15 protein-coding genes and 5 tRNA genes are annotated in these 19,975 nt (G+C 67.5%); 4 read left to right on the forward strand and 16 right to left on the reverse strand.

What is annotated here, in order from left to right; all coding sequences use genetic code 11:
• Positions 1-10: 10 nt before the first annotated feature.
• The 14 genes from LZ009_RS08410 to LZ009_RS08475 all read right to left on the reverse strand — a co-directional run bounded on the left by LZ009_RS08410 (position 11) and on the right by LZ009_RS08475 (position 14,259).
• Positions 11-1,192 (reverse strand): lanthionine synthetase C family protein, encoded by a 1,182-nt coding sequence (locus LZ009_RS08410; RefSeq protein WP_275697459.1) that lies wholly within the window; start codon positions 1,190-1,192, stop codon positions 11-13.
• Positions 1,189-2,496 carry an MFS transporter gene (locus tag LZ009_RS08415; protein WP_275697460.1) on the reverse strand — a complete coding sequence of 436 codons (1,308 nt, stop codon included), beginning with the start codon at positions 2,494-2,496 and terminating at the stop codon, positions 1,189-1,191. The genes LZ009_RS08410 and LZ009_RS08415 overlap by 4 nt, the downstream gene beginning before the upstream one ends.
• Positions 2,497-2,590: 94 nt before the next feature.
• On the reverse strand, positions 2,591-3,220 hold the full coding sequence (locus tag LZ009_RS08420) for a DUF6806 family protein (RefSeq protein ID WP_275697461.1): 630 nt from the start codon (positions 3,218-3,220) through the stop codon (positions 2,591-2,593).
• Positions 3,221-3,240: 20 nt separating this feature from the next.
• Positions 3,241-3,329, reverse strand: a tRNA-Leu gene (locus LZ009_RS08425).
• Positions 3,330-3,373: 44 nt separating this feature from the next.
• Positions 3,374-3,449, reverse strand: a tRNA-Gly gene (locus LZ009_RS08430).
• Between the two features lie 12 nt (positions 3,450-3,461).
• A tRNA-Cys gene (locus tag LZ009_RS08435) sits at positions 3,462-3,535 on the reverse strand.
• Between the two features lie 49 nt (positions 3,536-3,584).
• A tRNA-Gly gene (locus tag LZ009_RS08440) sits at positions 3,585-3,660 on the reverse strand.
• A 71-nt stretch (positions 3,661-3,731) separates the two neighbouring features.
• On the reverse strand, positions 3,732-6,146 hold the full coding sequence (lon, locus tag LZ009_RS08445) for an endopeptidase La (protein ID WP_275697462.1): 2,415 nt from the start codon (positions 6,144-6,146) through the stop codon (positions 3,732-3,734).
• Positions 6,147-6,276: 130 nt separating this feature from the next.
• Positions 6,277-7,542: an ATP-dependent Clp protease ATP-binding subunit ClpX gene (clpX, locus tag LZ009_RS08450; RefSeq protein ID WP_275697463.1), complete on the reverse strand. Its 1,266-nt coding sequence runs from the start codon at positions 7,540-7,542 to the stop codon at positions 6,277-6,279.
• A 106-nt stretch (positions 7,543-7,648) separates the two neighbouring features.
• Entirely contained in the window at positions 7,649-8,257 is a 609-nt protein-coding gene (clpP, locus tag LZ009_RS08455) for an ATP-dependent Clp endopeptidase proteolytic subunit ClpP (protein ID WP_275697464.1), read from the reverse strand.
• A gap of 123 nt (positions 8,258-8,380) precedes the next feature.
• On the reverse strand, positions 8,381-9,694 hold the full coding sequence (tig, locus tag LZ009_RS08460; RefSeq protein ID WP_275697465.1) for a trigger factor: 1,314 nt from the start codon (positions 9,692-9,694) through the stop codon (positions 8,381-8,383).
• Between the two features lie 27 nt (positions 9,695-9,721).
• Positions 9,722-9,808, reverse strand: a tRNA-Leu gene (locus LZ009_RS08465).
• Positions 9,809-9,938: 130 nt separating this feature from the next.
• Positions 9,939-13,076, reverse strand: coding sequence for an efflux RND transporter permease subunit (locus LZ009_RS08470; protein WP_275697466.1), 3,138 nt, complete (start codon positions 13,074-13,076; stop codon positions 9,939-9,941).
• A 7-nt stretch (positions 13,077-13,083) separates the two neighbouring features.
• Positions 13,084-14,259: an efflux RND transporter periplasmic adaptor subunit gene (locus tag LZ009_RS08475; RefSeq protein ID WP_275697467.1), complete on the reverse strand. Its 1,176-nt coding sequence runs from the start codon at positions 14,257-14,259 to the stop codon at positions 13,084-13,086.
• Positions 14,260-14,402: 143 nt separating this feature from the next.
• Here LZ009_RS08475 and hpnC point away from each other — a divergent pair, with 143 nt between their 5' ends.
• The 3 genes from hpnC to hpnE are packed head-to-tail and all read left to right on the forward strand — an operon-like array spanning position 14,403 to position 17,361.
• The gene (hpnC, locus tag LZ009_RS08480; protein ID WP_275697468.1) at positions 14,403-15,257 is read left to right on the forward strand and encodes a squalene synthase HpnC; all 855 of its coding nucleotides are present in this window, start codon (positions 14,403-14,405) and stop codon (positions 15,255-15,257) included.
• An 11-nt stretch (positions 15,258-15,268) separates the two neighbouring features.
• On the forward strand, positions 15,269-16,111 hold the full coding sequence (hpnD, locus tag LZ009_RS08485) for a presqualene diphosphate synthase HpnD (protein ID WP_275697469.1): 843 nt from the start codon (positions 15,269-15,271) through the stop codon (positions 16,109-16,111).
• The gene (gene hpnE, locus LZ009_RS08490; protein WP_275697470.1) at positions 16,111-17,361 is read left to right on the forward strand and encodes a hydroxysqualene dehydroxylase HpnE; all 1,251 of its coding nucleotides are present in this window, start codon (positions 16,111-16,113) and stop codon (positions 17,359-17,361) included. Before hpnD ends, hpnE begins: the two co-directional genes overlap by 1 nt.
• Before the next feature lie 32 nt (positions 17,362-17,393).
• Here the strand turns inward: hpnE and LZ009_RS08495 are convergent, their stop codons facing one another.
• Positions 17,394-18,086 (reverse strand): HAD family hydrolase, encoded by a 693-nt coding sequence (locus tag LZ009_RS08495; RefSeq protein WP_275697471.1) that lies wholly within the window; start codon positions 18,084-18,086, stop codon positions 17,394-17,396.
• Positions 18,087-18,104: 18 nt separating this feature from the next.
• Here LZ009_RS08495 and hemH point away from each other — a divergent pair, with 18 nt between their 5' ends.
• Complete coding sequence (gene hemH / locus LZ009_RS08500; RefSeq protein ID WP_275697472.1) at positions 18,105-19,118, forward strand: ferrochelatase; 1,014 nt, start codon at positions 18,105-18,107, stop codon at positions 19,116-19,118.
• Here hemH and LZ009_RS08505 read toward each other — a convergent pair.
• Positions 19,115-19,972 carry an alpha/beta fold hydrolase gene (locus tag LZ009_RS08505; RefSeq protein WP_275697473.1) on the reverse strand — a complete coding sequence of 286 codons (858 nt, stop codon included), beginning with the start codon at positions 19,970-19,972 and terminating at the stop codon, positions 19,115-19,117. The two genes, hemH and LZ009_RS08505, sit on opposite strands and share 4 nt — an antisense overlap.
• Between the last annotated feature and the right edge of the window lie 3 nt (positions 19,973-19,975).

A 19,975-nucleotide genomic window follows, 5' to 3' on the forward strand; every position in this document is an offset into this window, starting at 1 on the left:
GCCCTGCCCTTCACCCCTGCGAAAAGAACACGTCCAGCGTCGGGAAGCGATCCTTCCCCTCGATGCAATCCAGCAGGTAGAGCGCCAGCCCGGGGTCCCCGGTCCACAGCGAATGGCGCCACTGCCCGTATTCCTCGCGCGCCTGCTCCACCTGGGCGATGCCGTGCATCGCGAAGGCCCGCGCGCGGCCCAGCCATTTTTCCTCGCCGAAGCGCCGATAGAGCTTCAGGAACGCATAGCCGTTGCCGCCCGTGCCGTGGCACAGGTTCGCGCCCTTGCGCAGCGGCCCGGCCTGCCAGGTCGCCTCGCCGGCGGCGCGCAGCACGTCGTCGAGTTCGCGGTCGGGGGAATCCGCCAGGCAGATCACGAAGCCCGGAGCGCCGTGGCAGTACTGCATCAGCAGCTGGCCGCCGCGCGGCGCGTCCAGCTGCGCGCGCCAGTTCGCGAGGCTGCCCTGCCACTCCGCATTGCGCACCACGGTGTTGGAGATGCACTGCTGCCACTCGAGCCATTCCTGCGCGGGCAGCAGGTCGCGCCCGGCAATGATGGGCGACGCGGTCGCGACGAAACCGTGCACCGCATCGAGGTAGGTGGAAGTGCGGCCGTACAGGTCCTGCGTCCAGTACAGGCACTCCTCCTTGTCCGACCATTGCAGCTGGCTCCAGAGCGTGCGCGCCGCGCCCAGGAAGAGACGCGACCAGCGCGCATCGCCGGTCGCGCGAAAGAGGAACAGGGCCGCCAGCAGGCTGCCCGGGGCGCCCCACATCAGCTCGCGGGCCGGGTGCTCGAAGTTGGCCGCGATGTGCTCCGCGAGCAGCTCCGCGGTGCGCGCATCGGGCTGCAACCATTGGCGCAAGAGCAGCGCGCCCGTTTCGCCCATCATGTAGGAACCCGGCTCGCTCTCGTCGAGGCCGCGCAGTTCGGCGATCGACTGCGCGTAGTCGTTGTGCAGCTCCACCGCGCCACGCGCCTGCAGCATGTGCAGCGCCCAGTGCACCCCGGCATCGCCGAAATACAGTCCTTGCAGCGGCGTGGGGTTCTTCTTCATGTCGAGCCGGTGCGTGGGCCAGCCCTGCCCCGGCAGGAAGGCCTCCTCCGTGCCTTCGACGATGCGCTCCACCATCTCGCGCGCGGCCGCGGCATCCCAGCCCAGCGTGCGCAGGGGCTCGTGCCGTTCCGGGTCGAACATCATGCGGCGGCTCCCGCGAGCGCCGCGCCGCGTCCGCGCTGCACGTCCACCTTCAGCAGCAGCACCAGGCCGACCACGAACATCACCGCCGTCGACATGATGGCCATGCGCTGGTTGCCGCCGGTGGCCCAGGTGATGGCGCCGTAGGTGAGCGGTCCGATGATGCTGGAGAGGCGGATGGCGAAGGTCCACAGGCCGTAGAACTCGGCCAGCTGCGTCGGCGGCGCGAACATGCCGGCCAGCGCCCGGCCGGCCGACTGGCTGGATCCCATGCACAGGCCCGCGATGGTGGCGGCCCACCAGAACTGGCCCTTGGTCTGCGACAGCGCCGCGATGATGCACACGACCACCCACCCCACCAGCGTGCTGCCCAGGGCCAGCTTGTGGCCGATGCGGTCCTGCAGGTAGCCCCAGGCGAACGCGCCGCCGGCGGCCGCGAGGTTCAGCACGAAGATCAGCACCATCGTTTCCTGCTGCTGGAAGCCGATCACCGACTCCGCGTAGATGGCCGCCAGCGAGATCGCCACCGAGACGCCGCCCTGGTAGAACACCGCGCAGGCCATCAGCCACATGAAGTCGCGGTAGCGGCGCGCGTCCTGGAAGGTGCGGCGCAACTGGCGCAGCGACGCGGCGACGCCGCCTTCGCGCAGCGCCTCCGGATTGGGACGCGCGCGCTCCTGCAGCAGGCGGAAGGTGACCGTGGACGCGAGGCCGTAGACGACCGCCGTGATCAACATCGTCACCGGCACGAAGGTGGCCGCGGGAACGGCATGTGCCTGCGACCAGATCACGTAGCCCAGGCAGATGCCCAGCGTGAGCATGCCGCCGAAGTAACCGAAGGACCAGCCCCAGCCGCTCACCTTGCCCAGGGACTCGGCGCGCGCGAGCTCCGGCAGGAAGGCCGCCGTGAGCGACTCCCCATAGCTGTAGAACACGTTGGAGACGATGATCAGCAGCATCGCGAACACGACCTCGCCGGGCCGCGCGAATGCGAGGCCCGCGGTGGCGAGCACGCAGCCTAGCGTGACGAGGGCCAGGACGCGTTTCTTGGCGCCGCGCAGGTCGGCATAGGCGCCGATGCTGGGCATGGTCAGCATCACGATCGCATACGAGATGCTGAGCGCGAGGGTCCAGGCGAAGGTGGCCCACTGCGCCTTCTGCGCGATGCCGCCGACGAAGTACGCCGCGAAGACGGCGGTGATGACGACCGTGGTGTAGCCGGAGTTGGCGAAGTCGTACATCGCCCAGCCGAACACCTCGCGCTTGCGCACGCCGGGGTTCAGGGCGTCCTGGGAAAAGAGTGGCATAGGGGCTGGAGGCTAGGTGCTGGAGGCTGGGGAATCGTCGTCACGCCGGCGCATTATCCCTAGCCTCTAGCCTCGAGCCTCTAGCCCCTTGAGTTCAGTGCAGGTGCCGCGGCCGGCGGCCGCCTCCATGCCCGCCGCCCGAACCGCCGCCGCTGCCGCGCGGCGGCTTGCCCAGTTCGAGCGAATTCACCAGCGCGTCGAAGCGCTGCGAGAACAGCTTGTCGACTTCCGCCACCACGCCATCGAGTTCGTTGGTGTCGAAGTGGCGTTCCATCAGGTTCACCACGTCCTGCACCAGCAGGTCGCGCTGCACCTGCATGATGGCCGCGGGCGTGGGGCCGACGAACAGCATCAGGAAGTCGTCGCGCGACTCGTCTTCCGGCGGCGCCTCTTCCTCGTCGAACTCGGCGTCGTAGAAGGTCACCTCGATCGCGGCGCCCTCCTCGGCCAGTTCGTTGAGCGACATGCACATCTCGTCGAGCTGCTGGCGAAAGTCCACGTCGCCGGCGACCGTCCAGCACATCGTCAGCAGGTGCTCCTGCGCGTCGAACTTGATGCCGGGCTCTTCCTCGTAGGCGCTTTCGGCGCCGTCGGCCAAGGACTTGGCGCCGGAGTAGGTCCACAGCGGCTTGAGCGCTTCCTGCAGCTGGGCGTAGGTGACCCCATCGCGCAGCGGCACGTCGCCGTGCACGTGGATCTCAAAAGGGGCGTCGTATTGGGACATGTGCCTCATTGTCCGCCAAATGGTGCCTCGAGCCGGAATCGAACCGGCACGCCTTGTTAGGGGCGGCGGATTTTAAGTCCGCTGTGTCTACCGATTTCACCATCGAGGCGCGCCAAACAAAAAGGGGAAGCCGGCTGGCTTCCCCTTGTGCGTTGGAGCGGCAGAAGAGTCTCGAACTCTCGACCTCAACCTTGGCAAGGTTGCGCTCTACCAACTGAGCTACTGCCGCATCGACTTTTCCTGGAGGCGCGAAGCGGAGTCGAACCGCTCTAGACGGATTTGCAATCCGTTGCATAACCGATTTGCTATCGCGCCAAACCGTTAATCAAAAGGGGCACTGGACGTGCCCCTTCATGAAAGGATCTGGAGCGGCAGAAGAGTCTCGAACTCTCGACCTCAACCTTGGCAAGGTTGCGCTCTACCAACTGAGCTACTGCCGCATCGAGCCGAGATTATAGACCAAGTTTTTGGGGCTCCTCGACGGGAGCCCCAAAAACACGCGGCACCCCGCTCAGTGCTTGATGGCGACCGGGCGCGCGCCCTCCACCACCGGTGCGGCGGCAGCCGGCTCTTCATCCGCCAGTGCCGTAGGCGAGCGCTCCAGGGCGACCTCGAGCACCTTGTCGATCCACTTCACCGGCACGATCTCGAGGTCGTTCTTCACGTTCTCGGGAATGTCCTGCAAGTCCTTGGCGTTCTCCTCCGGGATCAGCACCGTCTTGATGCCGCCGCGCAAGGCCGCCAGCAGCTTTTCCTTCAGGCCGCCGATCGCCGTCACCTCGCCGCGCAGCGTGATCTCGCCGGTCATGGCGACGTCCGCGCGCACCGGGATTCCGGTCAGCGCCGACACCAGGGCCGTCGTCATCGCCGCGCCCGCGCTCGGGCCGTCCTTCGGCGTGGCGCCATCGGGCACGTGGATGTGGATGTCCTTCTTCTCGAACAGTTCGTCCTTGATGCCCAGCGCGCGCGAGCGGCTGCGGACCACGGTGCGGGCTGCCTCGACCGACTCCTTCATCACGTCGCCGAGCGAGCCGGTGCGCTGGATGACGCCCTTGCCCGGCATCAGCGCGGCCTCGATCGTCAGCAGGTCGCCGCCGACTTCGGTCCACGCCAGGCCGACCACCTGGCCCACCTGGTTCTGCGCTTCGGCGCGGCCGTAGGTGAACTTGCGCACACCCAGGAAGTCGTTGAGGTTCTCAGCGTTGACGCGCACCAGCGGCGTCATCTTCTTCAGCTGCAGGCCCTTCACCACCTTGCGGCAGATCTTGGACAGCTCGCGCTCCAGCGAGCGCACGCCGGCTTCCCGCGTGTAGTAGCGGACGATGTCGCGCACGGCCGATTCCTCGACCAGCAGTTCCGTTTCCTTCACGCCGTTGTTCTTCATCTGCTTGGGCAGCAGGTAGCGCATCGCGATGTTGGTCTTCTCGTCCTCGGTGTAGCCCGAGAGGCGGATGACTTCCATCCGGTCCAGCAGCGCCGGCGGGATGTTCATCGAGTTCGAGGTCGCCACGAACATCACGTCCGACAGGTCGAAGTCGACCTCGACGTAGTGGTCGCTGAAGGTGTGGTTCTGTTCCGGGTCCAGCACTTCCAGCAGCGCCGAAGCCGGATCGCCGCGGAAGTCCTGCCCCAGCTTGTCGATCTCGTCCAGCAGGAACAGCGGATTGCGCGTCCCCACCTTGGAGAGCGACTGCAGCACCTTGCCCGGCATCGCGCCGATGTAGGTGCGGCGGTGGCCGCGGATCTCCGCCTCGTCACGCATGCCACCCAGGGCCTGGCGGACGTACTTGCGGCCGGTCGCCTTGGCGATCGACTGCCCCAGCGAGGTCTTGCCGACGCCCGGGGGGCCGACCAGGCACAGGATGGGCGCCTTGACCTTGTCGACGCGTTGCTGGACCGCGAGATATTCCAGGATGCGGTCCTTGACCTTCTCCAGGCCCCAGTGGTCTTCGTTCAGCACGTCTTCGGCGTACTGCAGGTCGTGCTTGATCTTGGTCTTCTTGGCCCAGGGCAGGTTGGTGAGCACCTCGATGTAGTTGCGCACCACCGTCGCCTCGGCCGACATCGGCGACATCAGCTTCAGCTTCTTCAGCTCCGCGTCCGCCTTCTTCTTGGCGTCCTTGGGCATCTTGGCCTGCTTGATCTTCTTTTCGATCTCCTCGATGTCGGCGCCTTCTTCGCCTTCGCCGAGTTCCTTCTGGATCGCCTTGACCTGTTCGTTCAGGTAGAAGTCGCGCTGGTTCTTCTCCATCTGCCGCTTCACGCGGCCGCGGATGCGCTTGTCGACGTTGAGGATCTCGACCTCGCGCTCGATCTGCTCGAACAGGTTGTCGAGGCGCTCCTTGACGTCGGCGAGGTCGAGCACGACCTGCTTGTTGTCGAGCTTCAGCGGCAGGTGCGCGGCGATCGTGTCGGCCAGGCGGCCCGGATCGTCGATCGAGGCGATCGAGGTCAGGATCTCGGGCGGGATCTTCTTGTTCAGCTTGACGTACTGGTCGAACTGCTGGAGCACCGCGCGGCGCAGGGCCTCGATCTCGGCGCTCTTGCCGTCCAGGTCGCCGGATTCGACCGGCACCACCGTGGCGGTGAAATGGGCGCTGCCGTCCTGGATGCGGCTCACGCGGGCGCGCTGCTGGCCTTCGACCAGCACCTTCACGGTGCCGTCGGGCAGCTTCAGCATCTGCAGGATGGTGGAGATGCAGCCGACTTCGAACATGTCGGCGACCGAGGGCTCATCCTTGGCCGCGGCTTTCTGGGCCACCAGCATGATGCGGCGCTCGGCTTCCATCGCGGCTTCCAGGGCCTTGATGGACTTCGGGCGGCCGACGAACAGCGGGATGACCATGTGGGGGAACACCACCACGTCGCGCAGGGGCAGAAGCGGCAGGTCCATCGGTTCAGCTGGCAAGGGGGTATGTCCGGACATGGAGCTCCTCTAAGTTACTCAACCGAATATGGCTGGCATGCAGCCATTTTCAACCCGGCTGCACCCAGTCGGGGGCAGGCCGGACGGATTGGCACAAAAAAAATGGGGCTGCGACGGCCCCACTTCCTCATCAAGCTTTCTTCGCCGCTTCGCGGTACACGAGCAGCGGTGGCTTGTTGTCGTCGATCGTGCTTTCCTCGACCACCACCCTCTCCACGTTGGAGATGTTCGGCAGTTCGAACATGGTGTCGATCAGAGACTGCTCCAGGATGGAGCGCAGGCCGCGGGCGCCGGTCTTGCGGTTGAGCGCCTTGCGGGCGATGGCCTTCAGCGCATTGGGCCGCACTTCGAGCTCGACGCCTTCCATGCCCAGCAGCTTGGCGTACTGCTTCACCAGCGCGTTCTTGGGCTCGGTCAGGATCTGCACCAGGGCGTCCTCGGTCAGTTCCGCCAGGGTGGCGACCACCGGCAGGCGGCCGACGAGTTCCGGGATCAGGCCGAACTTGATCAGGTCTTCCGGCTCGACTTCGCGGAACATGTCCGTGAGGCTGCGCTCCTTCTTGCTGCGCACCTTGGCCGAGAAGCCGATGCCCGAGGCTTCGCTGCGCTGCTCGATCACCTTCTCCAGTCCGGCGAAGGCGCCGCCGCAGATGAACAGGATGTTGGTCGTGTCGATCTGCAGGAAGTCCTGGTTCGGGTGCTTGCGCCCGCCCTGCGGCGGCACGCTGGCCATGGTGCCTTCGATCAGCTTCAGCAGCGCCTGCTGCACGCCCTCGCCCGACACGTCGCGGGTGATCGAGGGGTTGTCGCTCTTGCGCGAGATCTTGTCGATCTCGTCGATGTAGACGATGCCGCGCTGGGCCCGCTCCACCTCGTAGTTGCAGTTCTGCAGCAGCTTCTGGATGATGTTCTCGACGTCCTCGCCCACGTAGCCGGCTTCGGTCAGCGTCGTCGCGTCGGCCATCACGAAGGGCACGTCCAGCATGCGCGCCAGCGTCTGCGCCAGCAGCGTCTTGCCGCTGCCGGTGGGGCCAATCAGGAGGATGTTGCTCTTGGTGAGCTCGACTTCGTCCTTCTTGGCCTTGTCCTTGTGGCGCAGCCGCTTGTAGTGGTTGTAGACGGCGACCGACAGCGTGCGCTTGGCCGCTTCCTGGCCGATCACGTAGTTGTCGAGGTTGGTCTTGATCTCGTTGGGCGTCGGCAGGTCGCCGCGCGCCTCGCGCTGCTCGTCACCCGCGGGCAGTTCGTCGCGGATGATCTCGTTGCACAGGTCGATGCACTCGTCGCAGATGAAGACCGAGGGGCCCGCGATCAGTTTCTTGACCTCGTGCTGGCTCTTCCCGCAGAACGAGCAGTAAAGCGTTTTCTCGCTGGAGGAGCCTTTTCGGTCGGCCATGGATCCGTGCCTTCGTAACTTGTTTCAATGATAACCATACAACAAACGGCGCCCCGGTTTCCCGGAGGCGCCGTTGCTGGACTGCAACCGCGGTGCGGGGTGGTGTTCAGGGCCGTTTTGCGATGACCTGGTCGACCAGGCCGTAGGCCTTGGCCTCGTCCGCTTCGAGGAAGTAATCCCGATCGGTGTCGCGCTCGATCTTCTCGAGGGGCTGGCCCGTGCGCTCCGCCAGGATCTTGTTCAACTGCGCCTTGGTCTTCAGGATGTCGCGGGCGTGGATCTCGATGTCCGTCGCCTGGCCCTGCATGCCGCCCAGGGGCTGGTGGATCATGATCTTCGAGTTGGGCAGCGAGAAGCGCTTGCCCTTCTCGCCGGCCGCCAGCAGGAAGGCGCCCATCGAGGCCGCCATGCCCGTGCACAGGGTGGACACCGACGGCTTGATGAAGTTCATCGTGTCGTAGATCGCCATGCCGGCGCTGACGCTGCCGCCCGGGGAGTTGATGTACAGCGAGATGTCCTTGTCGGGGTTCTCGCTTTCCAGGAACAGCAGCTGGGCGACCACCAGGTTGGCCGTCTGGTCGTTCACGGGGCCGACCAGGAAGATCACGCGCTCGCGCAGAAGGCGCGAATAGATGTCGTAGGACCGCTCGCCGCGGCCGGATTGCTCGATGACGATGGGCACCATGCCAAGGGCTTGGGTGTCGAGTGCGCTCATGGGGGAAATCGCTCCGTTGTGTGGCTGTACTTTAGCCTGAATGGAGTTGGGGCCTGGGCGGCCTTTCACAAGACCGCCCAGGCCCCAGCCTTGTCATCCCGGCCTGGAGCCGGGATCCAGGAATCAGCCCTGCTGGCCCATCAGCTCGTCGAACTCGACGCTCTTCTCGACGGTCTTCGCCTTGGACAGGATGTAGTCCGTGACGTTGTTCTCGATCACGATGGCCTCGACCTCCGCCAGGCGGCGGTTGTCGCCGTTGTACCAGCGCACGACGTCGGCCGGGCGCTCGTAGCTGGCCGCCAGCTCGTCGATGTGCTGCTTGATCTGGTCCGGCTTGGCTTCCAGGCCGTTGGCGCGCACCAGCTCGGCGACCACCAGGCCCAGGCGCACGCGGCGCTCGGCTTGCGGGCGCACGATGTCCTCGGGGATCGGCAGCTTCTCCACGTCCTTCAGGCCGCGCTGCTTCAGTTCCTCGCGCTGGCCCTGGATCAGGCGGTCGATCTCGTTCTGCACGATCGACTTCGGCAGGTCGAGTTCGGCCTTGCCCACCAGCGCGTCCATCGCGGCCTGCTTGTTGCGGGCCAGCAGGCGGAACTTCACTTCGCGCTCGAGGTTCTTGCGGATGTCGGCGCGCAGGCCCTCGACCGAGGCGTCGGCGATGCCCAGCGACTTGGCGAAGGCTTCGTTCACTTCCGGCAGGTTGGCGGCTTCCACCTTCTTCACGGTGACCATGAAGTCGGCCGTCTTGCCCGCCACGTCCTTGCCGTGGTAATCGGCCGGGAAGGCCAACGGGAAGGTCTTGCTCTCGCCGGTCTTCATGCCGCGCACGGACTCGTCGAATTCCTTGAGCATCTGGCCTTCGCCGACCATGAACTGGAAGTCCTCGGCCTTGCCGCCTTCGAAGGTCTCGCCGTCGATCTTGCCCTCGAAGTCCACGGTGACGCGGTCGCCGGCCTGCACGGTGTCGGCCGCGCCGCGCTGGGCGAAGGTGCGGCGCTGCTTGCGCAGGATGTCCAGGGTGCGGTCGATGGCGGCGTCGGTCACTTCGGTGGAGACCTTCTCCACTTCGGCGCCGGCGAGGTCGCCGATCTTCACGTCGGGATAGACCTCGAACACGGCGTCGAAGGCCAGCTCGCCCTCGGGCGCGCCTTCCTTCTCGGTGATCTTCGGCTGGCCGGCGACACGCAGCTTGGCCTCGTTGGCGGCGGCGGCAAAGGCCTCGCCGACCTTGTCGTTCATCACCTCGTACTGCACCGAGTAGCCGTAGCGCTGGGCCACGACCGACATCGGCACCTTGCCGGGGCGGAAGCCGTCCATCTTGACGGTGCGCGCCAGCTTCTTCAGGCGGGAATCGACTTCGGACTGGATGGCGGTGACGGGGAGCGTCAGCGTCATCTTGCGTTCCAGCTTGTCCAGGGTTTCTACGGTCACGGCCATGATCAATCTCTCTGAGGGCTAAGTGTGTGGTGCGCGGGGGGGGACTCGAACCCCCACACCATTGCTGGCGTCAGGACCTAAACCTGGTGCGTCTACCAATTTCGCCACCCGCGCGGTCACTGGAAAGGGAAAGCGGACGGCCAGGAATCAGTCCCGACCGCCCGCTCGAATCCGGTCAACAGGCGATTTTAACTGACCTTGCGAAACGAGGTCATCCCCGAGTAGGCGGGGACCCGAGAAAACCTCAGGCCGGTTCCCGTTTCACCCGGAACCATGCCGCATACATGGCCGGCAGCGCGAGCAGCGTCAGCACGGTGGCAACCACCAGCCCGCCCATGATGGCGACGGCCATCGGGCCCCAGAAGACCGACCGCGACAGCGGGATCATCGCCAGCACCGCGGCGGCCGCCGTCAGCACGATGGGGCGCAGGCGCCGCACCGCCGACTCGACGATCGCCTCCCAGGCCGGAACGCCGCGCGCGCGGTCCTGCTCGATCTGGTCGATCAGGATCACGGAGTTGCGCTGGATCATCCCCATGAGCGCGATCACGCCCAGCAGCGCCACGAAGCCGAACGGCCGGTTCAGCAGCAGCAAGGCAGCGGCCACGCCGGTGATGCCGAGGAACCCGGTCAGGAACACCAGCACGCTGCGGCTGAAGCTGTGCAATTGCAGCATGAGGAGCGTGAAGGTGATGAACAGCATCAGCGGCATGCCGGCGGCGATCGACGACGTGCCCTTGCCGCTCTCCTCCACCGCGCCGGCCACCGTGATGCGGTAGCCGGCCGGCCAGGCGCGCTCCAGCTCCTTGAGCTTCGGCAGCAACTCCTGCGTCACGGTCGCGCCCTGCATCCCTTCGATGATGTCGCTCTGCACCGTGATGGCGTACTGGCGGCCCTCGCGCCACATCACGCCCGGCTCCCAGGTGAACACCGGCTTGGCGATCTGCGTGAGCGGAATCGACTTGCCCGAAGCCGTGGGCAGGTAGGCGTTGCCGATGTCGGTGATCGCGCTGCGCTCTTCCTGCGGCTGGCGCAGCAGGATGTCGATCAGCTTGTCGCCCTCGCGGTACTGGCCGATGGTGGTCCCCGAGAGGATGGTCTTGCTGGCCTGCGCGATCGACTGGCTGGTGACGCCCAGCGCGCGCGCCTTGTCCTGGTCGATCTCCAGGCGCAGCACCTTCACCGCTTCGTTCCAGTTGTCGTTGACGCCGCGCGTGTTGGGGCTTTGCCGCATCGCGGCCTTCACTTCGTCGGCCCGCTCGCGCAGCGCGATCGGGTCCGGGCCCAGCACGCGGAACTGCACCGGGTAAGGCACCGGCGGTCCGTTGGGCAGCAGCTTGACGCGCCCGCGCACCTCGGGGAATTCGGTGGCCAGCAGGGCCGGCAGCTTCACGCGCAGGGTTTCGCGCGTGGCCAGGTCCTTCGGCTGGATGATCAACTGCGAGGCATTGCTCTGCGGAAAGATCTGGTCCAGCGGCAGGTAGAAGCGCGGCACGCCGGAGCCGACCCAGGTGGTGACGTCGGTCACGCCCGGCTCGCGCATCAGGCGCGCCTCGAAGCGCTTGGTGGTTTCCTCGTTGGAGGCGAAGGAGGTGCCTTCGGCAAACCAGATGTCCACCAGGATCTCGGGCCGGCTGGAATCGGGGAAGAACTGCTGCTGCACCTTGCCCATGCCGACGATGCCCAGCGCGAACAGCGCCAGCGTGGCCGCGATGGTTTTCCAGCGATGCTCCACGCACCAGTTCACGACGCCGCGGAAGTTGCGGTAGAAGGGCGTGTCGAAGTGCTCGTGGTGCTCCTGCCCCGGCGCCACCGGCTTGGCCTTGAGCAGCAGCGTGCCGAGGTAAGGCACGAAGTACACCGAGACGAACCAGGACAGCACCAGCGCGACCACCGTCACCGCGAAGATCGCGAAGGTGTACTCGCCCACCGTGGAGCGGGCCATGCCGATCGGCAGGAAGCCGGTGGCGGTGATCAGCGTGCCGGTCAGCATCGGCATCGCCGTCACTTCGTAGGCAAAGGTGGCGGCGCGGACCTTGTCGTAGCCCTCCTCCATCTTCCGCACCATCATCTCCACTGCGATGATGGCGTCGTCCACCAGCAGGCCGAGCGCGATGATCAGCGAGCCCAGCGAGATCTTGTGCAGGCCGATGCCCCAGTAGTTCATCGCCAGGAAGGTGACCGCCAGCACCAGCGGGATGGTGATGCCCACGACCAGACCGGGGCGCATGTCGACGTACCAGCGCTTCCAGACGGGCAACGTGGCGGCGTCGGGGCGGCGATGGAAGCCCAGGCTGATGAAGCTCACGGCGAGCACGATCGCAACGGCCTCGATCAGCACGTGCACGAACTCGCCGACCGAGGTCGACACCGCCTTCGGCTGGTCCTGCACCTGCACCAGGCGGATGCCCGCCGGCAGGCCGTCGTCGATGCGGTGCGTGGCCGCCTGCAGCGACTTGCCCAGGCGGATGATGTCGCCGCCGCGCGCCATCGACACGCCCAGCGCCACGACTTCCTTGCCCTGGTGCCGCACCTTCACCTGCGGCGGGTCGACGTAGCCGCGCTTCACCTCGGCGATGTCGCCCAGGCGGATCTGGTTGCCGGAGCCGCCGCGGATCGGCATCGCGCGCAGTTGCTCGACGGCCTCGAACTGGCCGCCCACGCGCACCTGCACGACGTCCTGCGGGGTGTTGATGGCGCCGGCGGCCTCCACGGCGTTCTGCTGCCCGAGCTGCGCGATCACCTGGTTCAGGTCCAGGCCCAGCTGCGACAGCCGCTTCTGCGAGATCTCGACGTAGAGCTTCTCGTCCTGCACGCCGAACAGTTCCACCTTGGCCACGTCGGGCACGCGCAGCAGCTGCTGGCGCACGTCGTCGGCAAAGGTCTTCACCTCCGCATAGCTGTAGCCGTTGTCGGCCTCCAGCGCGTAGATCACGCCGAAGACGTCGCCGTATTCGTCGTTGAAGAAGGGCCCGACCACGCCCTGCGGCAGGGTCGAGCGCATGTCGCCGACCTTCTTGCGCACCGTGTACCAGACGTTGGGCACTTCGGCGGCGCGCGACGAGTCCTTGATCTGCAGCACGACCAGCGCCTCGCCCGGCTTGGAGTAGCTGCGGATCACGTCCGAGTACGGCACTTCCTGCAGCGTCCGTTCGAGCTTGTCGGTGACCTGTTCGGCCATCTGCTGCGCCGTGGCACCGGGCCAGAACACGCGCAGGATCATCGCGCGGAAGGTGAAGGGGGGATCCTCGTCCTGCCCCAGCTGGAAGTAGGAAGCGAATCCCAGCAGCAGCAGCACCACCATCAGGTAGCGCGTGAGCGCGGGATGCTCGAGGGCCCAGCGCGAGAGGTTGAAGCGCTCGCGGCTCGTCGTGTCGCTCATGGCGGCCTCAGCGCGTCACGGGGACGTTCGCGGTCTGCGCCACGCCCGTCTTCGGCACGGCCACCGGCTGCGACGCGAGCGGCGGGACGGCCGCGGTCTTGTCCTGCCAGATCGTGACCTTCTGGCCCGGCGACAGCACGTGCACCCCGGCGGAAACCACCAGCATGCCGGGCTGCAGGCCCGAGGCGATCACGGCTTCGTTGCCGTCGGCGGTGGCCACCTGGACCCGCTGCGAACGCACCGTCATCGTGGACTTGTCCAGGACCCACACCGCCGTGCCCTGCCCTTCCTGGCGCAACGCGCTGGTGGGCAGCTTGATCACCTGCTGGCCCGCATGGCCGGTTGCCTGCGGCATCACCGAAACCGTCGCACCCAGCGGGGGCTGCGTCGCGCCTTCCAGCGCCACCTTCACGGGATAGGTGCGCGTGACGGGATCGGCGCTGGCGGCGACTTCACGGATGCGACCGGGGAGCGTCGCATTGCCGGCCCAGACCTTGACCTGCACCAGCCCGCCGGGTTGCAGCAGGGCCATCTTGTCCTCGGGCACCGCGAACACCACGTCGCGCGGACCGTCCTGCGCGATCCGCACGATGGGCGTGCCGGCGGCCACCACTTGGCCCGGCTCGGCTTCCACCGCGGTGACCACGCCCGAGACGTCCGCCAGCAAGTCGGTGTAGCGAGCCTGGTTGCCCTGCGACGAAAGTTGCGCCTGCGCCTGTTCCAGTTGCGCCTGCGCCGCCTTCAGCGCGCTCTCGCGGCGCTCGACTTCGGCGCCGCTGATGAAGTTCTGTTCCTTCAGGGTCCGGTAGCGCTTCAGGTCCGCGGCGGCGAGGTCACGGTTGGTGGTGGCTGCGGCTACTTGCGCGCGTGCCGCGTCGGCGGCCAGGCGGTAGTCCTGCGGATCGAGCTGCGCCAGCAGCTGGCCGGCGCGCACGCGCTGGCCCACCTCGGCCTGGCGGCGCGTCACCTTGCCGGCCACGCGGAAGCCCAGGCGCGATTCGACGCGCGGCTTGACCTCGCCGGAGAACTCGCGCATCGCCTGCAGCGACGTGGCGCCCACCGTGATCACCTTGACCGCGCGCACCGGCTCGGCCGGCGCCTCGGGGCGCGAGCACGCGGCCAACAGGATGGAGGAGATGGCGATGACGCTCCAGGACAGCGAGCGGACGGTAGGTTTCTTCATGGCGGCTGGTCCGAGCTTCGCAAAACGGTCGAGTTACGGCAAGTAACATTTCCAGCTTTGCGGGGTTCTTGTTTTAGTTAATGACTGACCGGTTAGTAATCTAGAAAAATGCCTCATCCTTGTCAAGCGACAATCTTGTTGTGATGCCTCCCACCGACCACCGGCACGCGCGGGTCGACCACTACGAAAACTTCCCGGTCGCCTCGTGGTTGTGCCCGCCCCGGCTGCGCCCGCCGATCGCGGCGATCTACCGGTTCGCGCGCACCGCCGACGACATCGCCGACGAGGGCGATGCACCCGCCGAGACGCGCCTTTCGGAGCTGGATGCCTACCGAAGCGACCTGAAGGCGGCGTTTGCAGGGACGACTGATTCGGGCCGCTGGCCCGCTGTTTTCGGGCCGCTGCGCCGCGCCATCGCGGACTTCCAGCTGCCTTTCCAGCCCCTGGCCGACCTGCTCGATGCCTTCGCCCAGGACGTCGCCAAGACGCGCGCCGGCGCCGGCTACCTGGACCGGCGAGAACTTCTTGCGTACTGCCGCCGTTCGGCCGATCCGGTGGGTCGATTGCTGCTGCATCTGTATCTTGTACGCGACGATTCTTTGCTGGCAATGAGCGACGCGGTCTGCAGCGCCCTGCAATTGATTAACTTCTGGCAGGACCTGAGCGTCGACATTCCGCGTGGCCGCTACTACGTGCCGACCGAAGACGCGCTGCGGCATGGGCTGGACCCGGCGCATCCCGAGCGCTGGGGCGAGGACGCGCGCGCCCGCGAGATGGTCGCGGAACTATGCGACTGGGCGCGCGCGATCATGCTGCGCGGCGCGCCGCTCGCCAAGCGCATCCCGGGACGCGCGGGCTGGGAGCTGCGGCTGGTGGTGCAAGGCGGGCTGCGCATCCTCGATCGCATTGCCGCCGGCGGCTTCGACACGCTGCACGTGCGCCCCAAGCTGCGTGCGCGCGACATGCCGGTGTTGCTGTGGCGCACTCTCCGGATGTGAAAATCGCGGGAATGACGCCGGAACAATACGTACAAGAGAAAGCAGCCGCGTCGGGCAGCAGCTTCTACTACGCCTTCCTCTTCCTGCCGCCGCCGCGGCGCGCGGCCATCACGGCCTTCTACGCCTTCTGCCGCGAGGTGGACGACGTGGTCGACGAGGTGAGCGACCCGCAGATCGCGCAGACCAAGCTGGCCTGGTGGGCGACCGAGGTGGCGCAATCCTTCCGCGGCCAGCCCTCGCACCCGGTGATGCGGGCGTTGATGCCGCACGTGCCCGGCTTCGGCATCGAGCAGGACCACCTGCAGTCGGTGATCCGCGGCTGCCAGATGGACCTGGAGCAGACCCGCTACCTCGACTACCCCGGCCTGCAGCGCTATTGCCACCTGGTGGCCGGCGTGGTCGGCGAGGTGGCGGCGCGGATCTTCGGCCAGACGCAACCCGCGACCACCGACTACGCGCACAAGCTGGGGCTGGCCTTCCAGCTGACCAACATCATCCGCGACGTCGGCGAGGACGCGCTGCGCGGCCGCATCTACCTGCCGGTCAACGAGCTGCAGCAGTTCGACGTCAAGGCGCACGAGATCCTGGGGCGCATCCATTCGCCGCGTTTCGTGGAGTTGATGAAGTTCCAGGCGGCGCGCGCGCATGCGCTCTACGACGAAGCGCTCGCCCTGCTGCCGCCCGAGGACAGGCGCGCGCAGAAGCCGGGCCTGATGATGTCCAGCATCTACCGCACGCTGCTGCGCGAGATCGAGGCCGAGGACTTCAAGGTGCTGAACCAGCGCATCAGCCTCACGCCGGTGCGCAAGCTCTGGCTGGCCTGGAAGGTGCAGGCGCTGGGCAAGCTGTCCTGATGCGGCTTGCGGTCGTCGGCGCCGGCTGGGGCGGTCTTGCGGCGGCCGTCGCGGCCACGCAGCGCGGCCACGCGGTCACGGTGTTCGAGGCCGCGCGGCTGCCGGGCGGACGCGCCCGCACCCTGCCCGTGGGCGACCTGCTGCTCGATAACGGCCAGCACATCCTGATCGGCGCCTACGTCGAGACCCTGACGCTGATGGAGCAGGTGGGCGTGCGCCTCGACGATGTCTTGCTGCGCCTGCCGCTGGTGCTGCGCCATCCCGATGGCAGCGGACTGGCCCTGCCACTTTGGCAGGCGCCGCTGGATGCGGCCGCGGGCATCCTCACCGCGCGCGGCTGGAGTTGGGCCGACAAATGGTCGCTGCTGCGCGCATCCCTGGCGTGGCAGCGTGCGCGCTTCCAGTGCCCGCCGCAGGCCAGCGTGGCGGACCTGTGCACCAAGCTCACGCAGCGCGTGCGCGACGACCTGATCGAGCCGCTGTGCGTCTCGGCGCTCAACACGCCGGCCGCGCAATCCAGTGGCGCGGTGTTCCTGCGCGTGCTGCGCGACTCCCTGTTCGGGCGCGGGCACGGCCGCTGGGGCGCCTCGAACCTGCTGCTGCCGCGCCAGGACCTGGGGCGCCTGTTCCCCCAAGCTGCCATCGCCTGGCTGCAAGCCAAGGGCGCGGAGGTGCGTCTCGGCCAGCGCGTGCAGGCCGTGGCCGCGACCGATGCGCGCTGCGCCGTCGACGGCGAGCGATTCGACGCGGTGGTGCTGGCCTGTCCCGCGCCCGAAGCCGCGCGGCTGGCGCGTGGCGCGGCGCCGGCCGGCAGCGCGTGGGCCGCGCAAGCCGAGGCGCTGGGCCACGAGGCCATTGCCACCGTCTACGTCACGGGCGGGCCGCGCCTGCCCTGCCCCATGCTGGCCTTGAGCAGCGGGCCAGACGCGCCCGCGCAATTCGTGTTCGACCGCTCGCAGCTGGGCGGGCCGGCAGGCCTGCTGGCCTTCGTCGTCAGTGCCAGCCAAGGCGACAAGGAAACGCTGGAGGCGAAGGTGCTGGCCCAGGCGCGCTCGCTCGGATGGCACGTGCAGCCGCTGCAGACCGTGGTGGAGAAGCGCGCGACCTTTGCCTGCGTGCCGGGGCTGGTGCGCCCGCCGCAAGCCGTGGCGCCGCGGCTGTGGGCTTGCGGGGACTATGTGGATGGCCCTTACCCCGCGACGATCGAAGGCGCGGTGCGATCGGGCATCGCGGTTGCCGGCCTCCTGTAGGTGGGTTCGCGAAGCGACCCCACCATCCCCCATCAGGCAAACAGCTCGCGCAGTTCGTCCAGGCTCGCCAGCGTCACATGCGGCTCCTGCTCGTGCGGCCAGATCTGGTCCGAGCGATTGAGCCACGCCGCCTGCATGCCCGCATTGAGCGCACCCAGCGCATCGAGGGTGACGTCGTCGCCGATGTGCAGCACCTGCTCCGGCTGCACGTCCACCGCGCCGGCCGCGGCCAGGAAGATGCGCGGGTCGGGCTTGCCGACGCCGAATTCGCGCGCATTGATGCTTGCGCGGAAGAAGCGGCCCAGCCCGATGCGCTGCACGTCCGCGTTGCCGTTCGACAGGGCCACCACCGGGAAGCGGGCAGCCAGGTGCTCCAGCGCCGGCAGTGCGTCGTCGAACAGGGTGACGTTCTGGCGCTCGGCAAAGAAGGCTTCGAAGGCGGGCTCGGCCAGCCCCGGATCTTCCTCGGCACGCGTGAGCGCGAAGCGGATCGATTCGCGGCGCAGGGCGCTCATGTCGTGCTTCAGGTCCGGCCGCTGGTGCGTCATGGCCTCGCGGATCTCGCGCAGCGCCAGCGGGTTGGAAAAGAGCGCCGCGGTCATGGGCGCATGCTCCACCAGCCAGCGATGCAAGGCCTTCTCCGCGCGCTCGATCACGGGCCAGATCGGCCACAGGGTGTCATCGAGATCGATCGTGACGGCTTTGATTTTCGCCAGGTCCAGCATGGGGCGCGAGAATACCGCATGGCCGTAAAACCCTCCGAACCGCAGCCCTTCACCGCCGTCCTGCTTTGCAACCTGGGCACGCCGGAAGCGCCGACCCCCGCCGCCGTGCGCACCTACCTGCGGGAATTCCTCAGCGATCCGCGGGTCGTCGAGATCCCGCGCCTTGCCTGGCTGCCCATTCTCTACGGGGTGATCCTGCCGCTGCGTGCCGCCAAGTCCGCTGCCAAGTACGCCACCATCTGGACGCCCGACGGCTCGCCGCTGAAGTTCTGGACCGAGCGCCAGGCCAAGCGCCTGCAAGGCTGGCTGGGCGAGCGCGGGCACCGGGTGAAGGTGGGCTATGCGATGCGCTACGGCTCGCCATCCATCGCCAGCCGCCTCGACGCCCTGGCGCAAGCCGGCGCGAACCGCATCGTGATCCTGAGCGCCTATCCGCAGTATTCGGGCACGACGACGGCCAGCGTCATCGACGCGGTCAACGCCTGGAGCGCGCGCCAGCGCAGCATTCCCGAGCTGCGCTTCGTCAATCGCTACCACGACGACCGCGGCTACGTGCAGGCCCTGGCGCGGCGCATCGAGCGCCACTGGCGGGAAAACGGCAAGGCGGAACACCTGGTCATGAGCTTCCACGGCGTACCCGAGCGGACCGTCCGGCTCGGTGACCCTTACCACGCGGAATGCCAGAAGACGGCGCGCCTGCTGGCCGAGTGGCTGCAGCTCGATCCCTCGCAGTTCACGCTGACCTTCCAGTCGCGCTTCGGCCGGGCGAAGTGGCTGGAGCCGGCCACGGAGCCGACCTTGAAGAAGCTCGCGAAGGCGGGCACGAAGCGCGTGGACGTCGTGTGCCCGGGCTTCACCAGCGATTGCCTGGAAACGCTGGAAGAAATCGCGCAGGAAGGCCGCGAGGCCTTCCTGGAAGCCGGCGGCAAGGAGTTCCACTACATCCCTTGCCTGAACGACGAGACCGACTGGATCGCCGCGCTGGGCGGGATCGCGGAGCAGAACCTGGCGGGGTGGGCTACGAAGGCCTAGTCGTCGGCGGCGTCGATGAAGGCGCGCACCAGTTCCAGCTGCTCCGGCACGTTCAGCGCCGGGGCATGCCCGCAGCCTGCGATCTCCACCACCTTCAGCAGTCCCTTCGTGCCCGGCCCGCGCGTGCGCATCTCGTCGGCCGCATCGCGCAGCACGAGATCGGAATCCGCGCCCCGCAGCAGCAGCACCGGTACCTCGATGCGGTCGTAGTCGGACCACAGCGCGTAGTCGTCGGGATGGTCGATGAACTGGCGCACCATCGCCGGGTCGTAATGCGGCGTCAGGCGCCCATCCGGCAGCCGGCGCGCCGAGGTCTCGGCCAGGCGCCGCCACTGCGCGTCGCTCAGCCAGCCGAAAGGCTTGTAGACCTGGCGGAAGAAGCCTTCCAGCTGCGCCATCGTCTCGAAGGCCGGCGGATTGCCCGCATAGGCCTTGATGCGTTCCAGCGCCGCCGGTGCCAGGCGCGGCGCGTTGTCGTTCAGCACGAGGCTGCGGATGCGCTCTTGCAGCGCACCGCCCGCGCACACCATGCCGATGGCCCCTCCCATCGAGGTGCCCACCCAGTGCGCGCGCTGCACGCCCAACTGCTCGAACAGGTCCGCCGCGATCCGCGCGTAGAAGGACAACTGGTACTCGTTGCCGGGATCCGGGCTCCATTGGCTCAGGCCCCGGCCTATCGTGTCGGGGCAGATCACCCGGTAGCGGTCCGACAGCGACTCGGCCAGTTCGTCCATGTCGCGCCCCGTGCGCGCCAGGCCATGCCAGGCGATCACGGTGCGCGCATGCTGCGCGCCCCACTCGGTGTAGTGGATCTCGCGCCCGGCGCAGGTGACGTAGTTCGAGCGGGACGGCATGCT

The organism is Ramlibacter paludis (assembly GCF_022012305.1).
Classification (GTDB): domain Bacteria; phylum Pseudomonadota; class Gammaproteobacteria; order Burkholderiales; family Burkholderiaceae_C; genus Ramlibacter; species Ramlibacter paludis.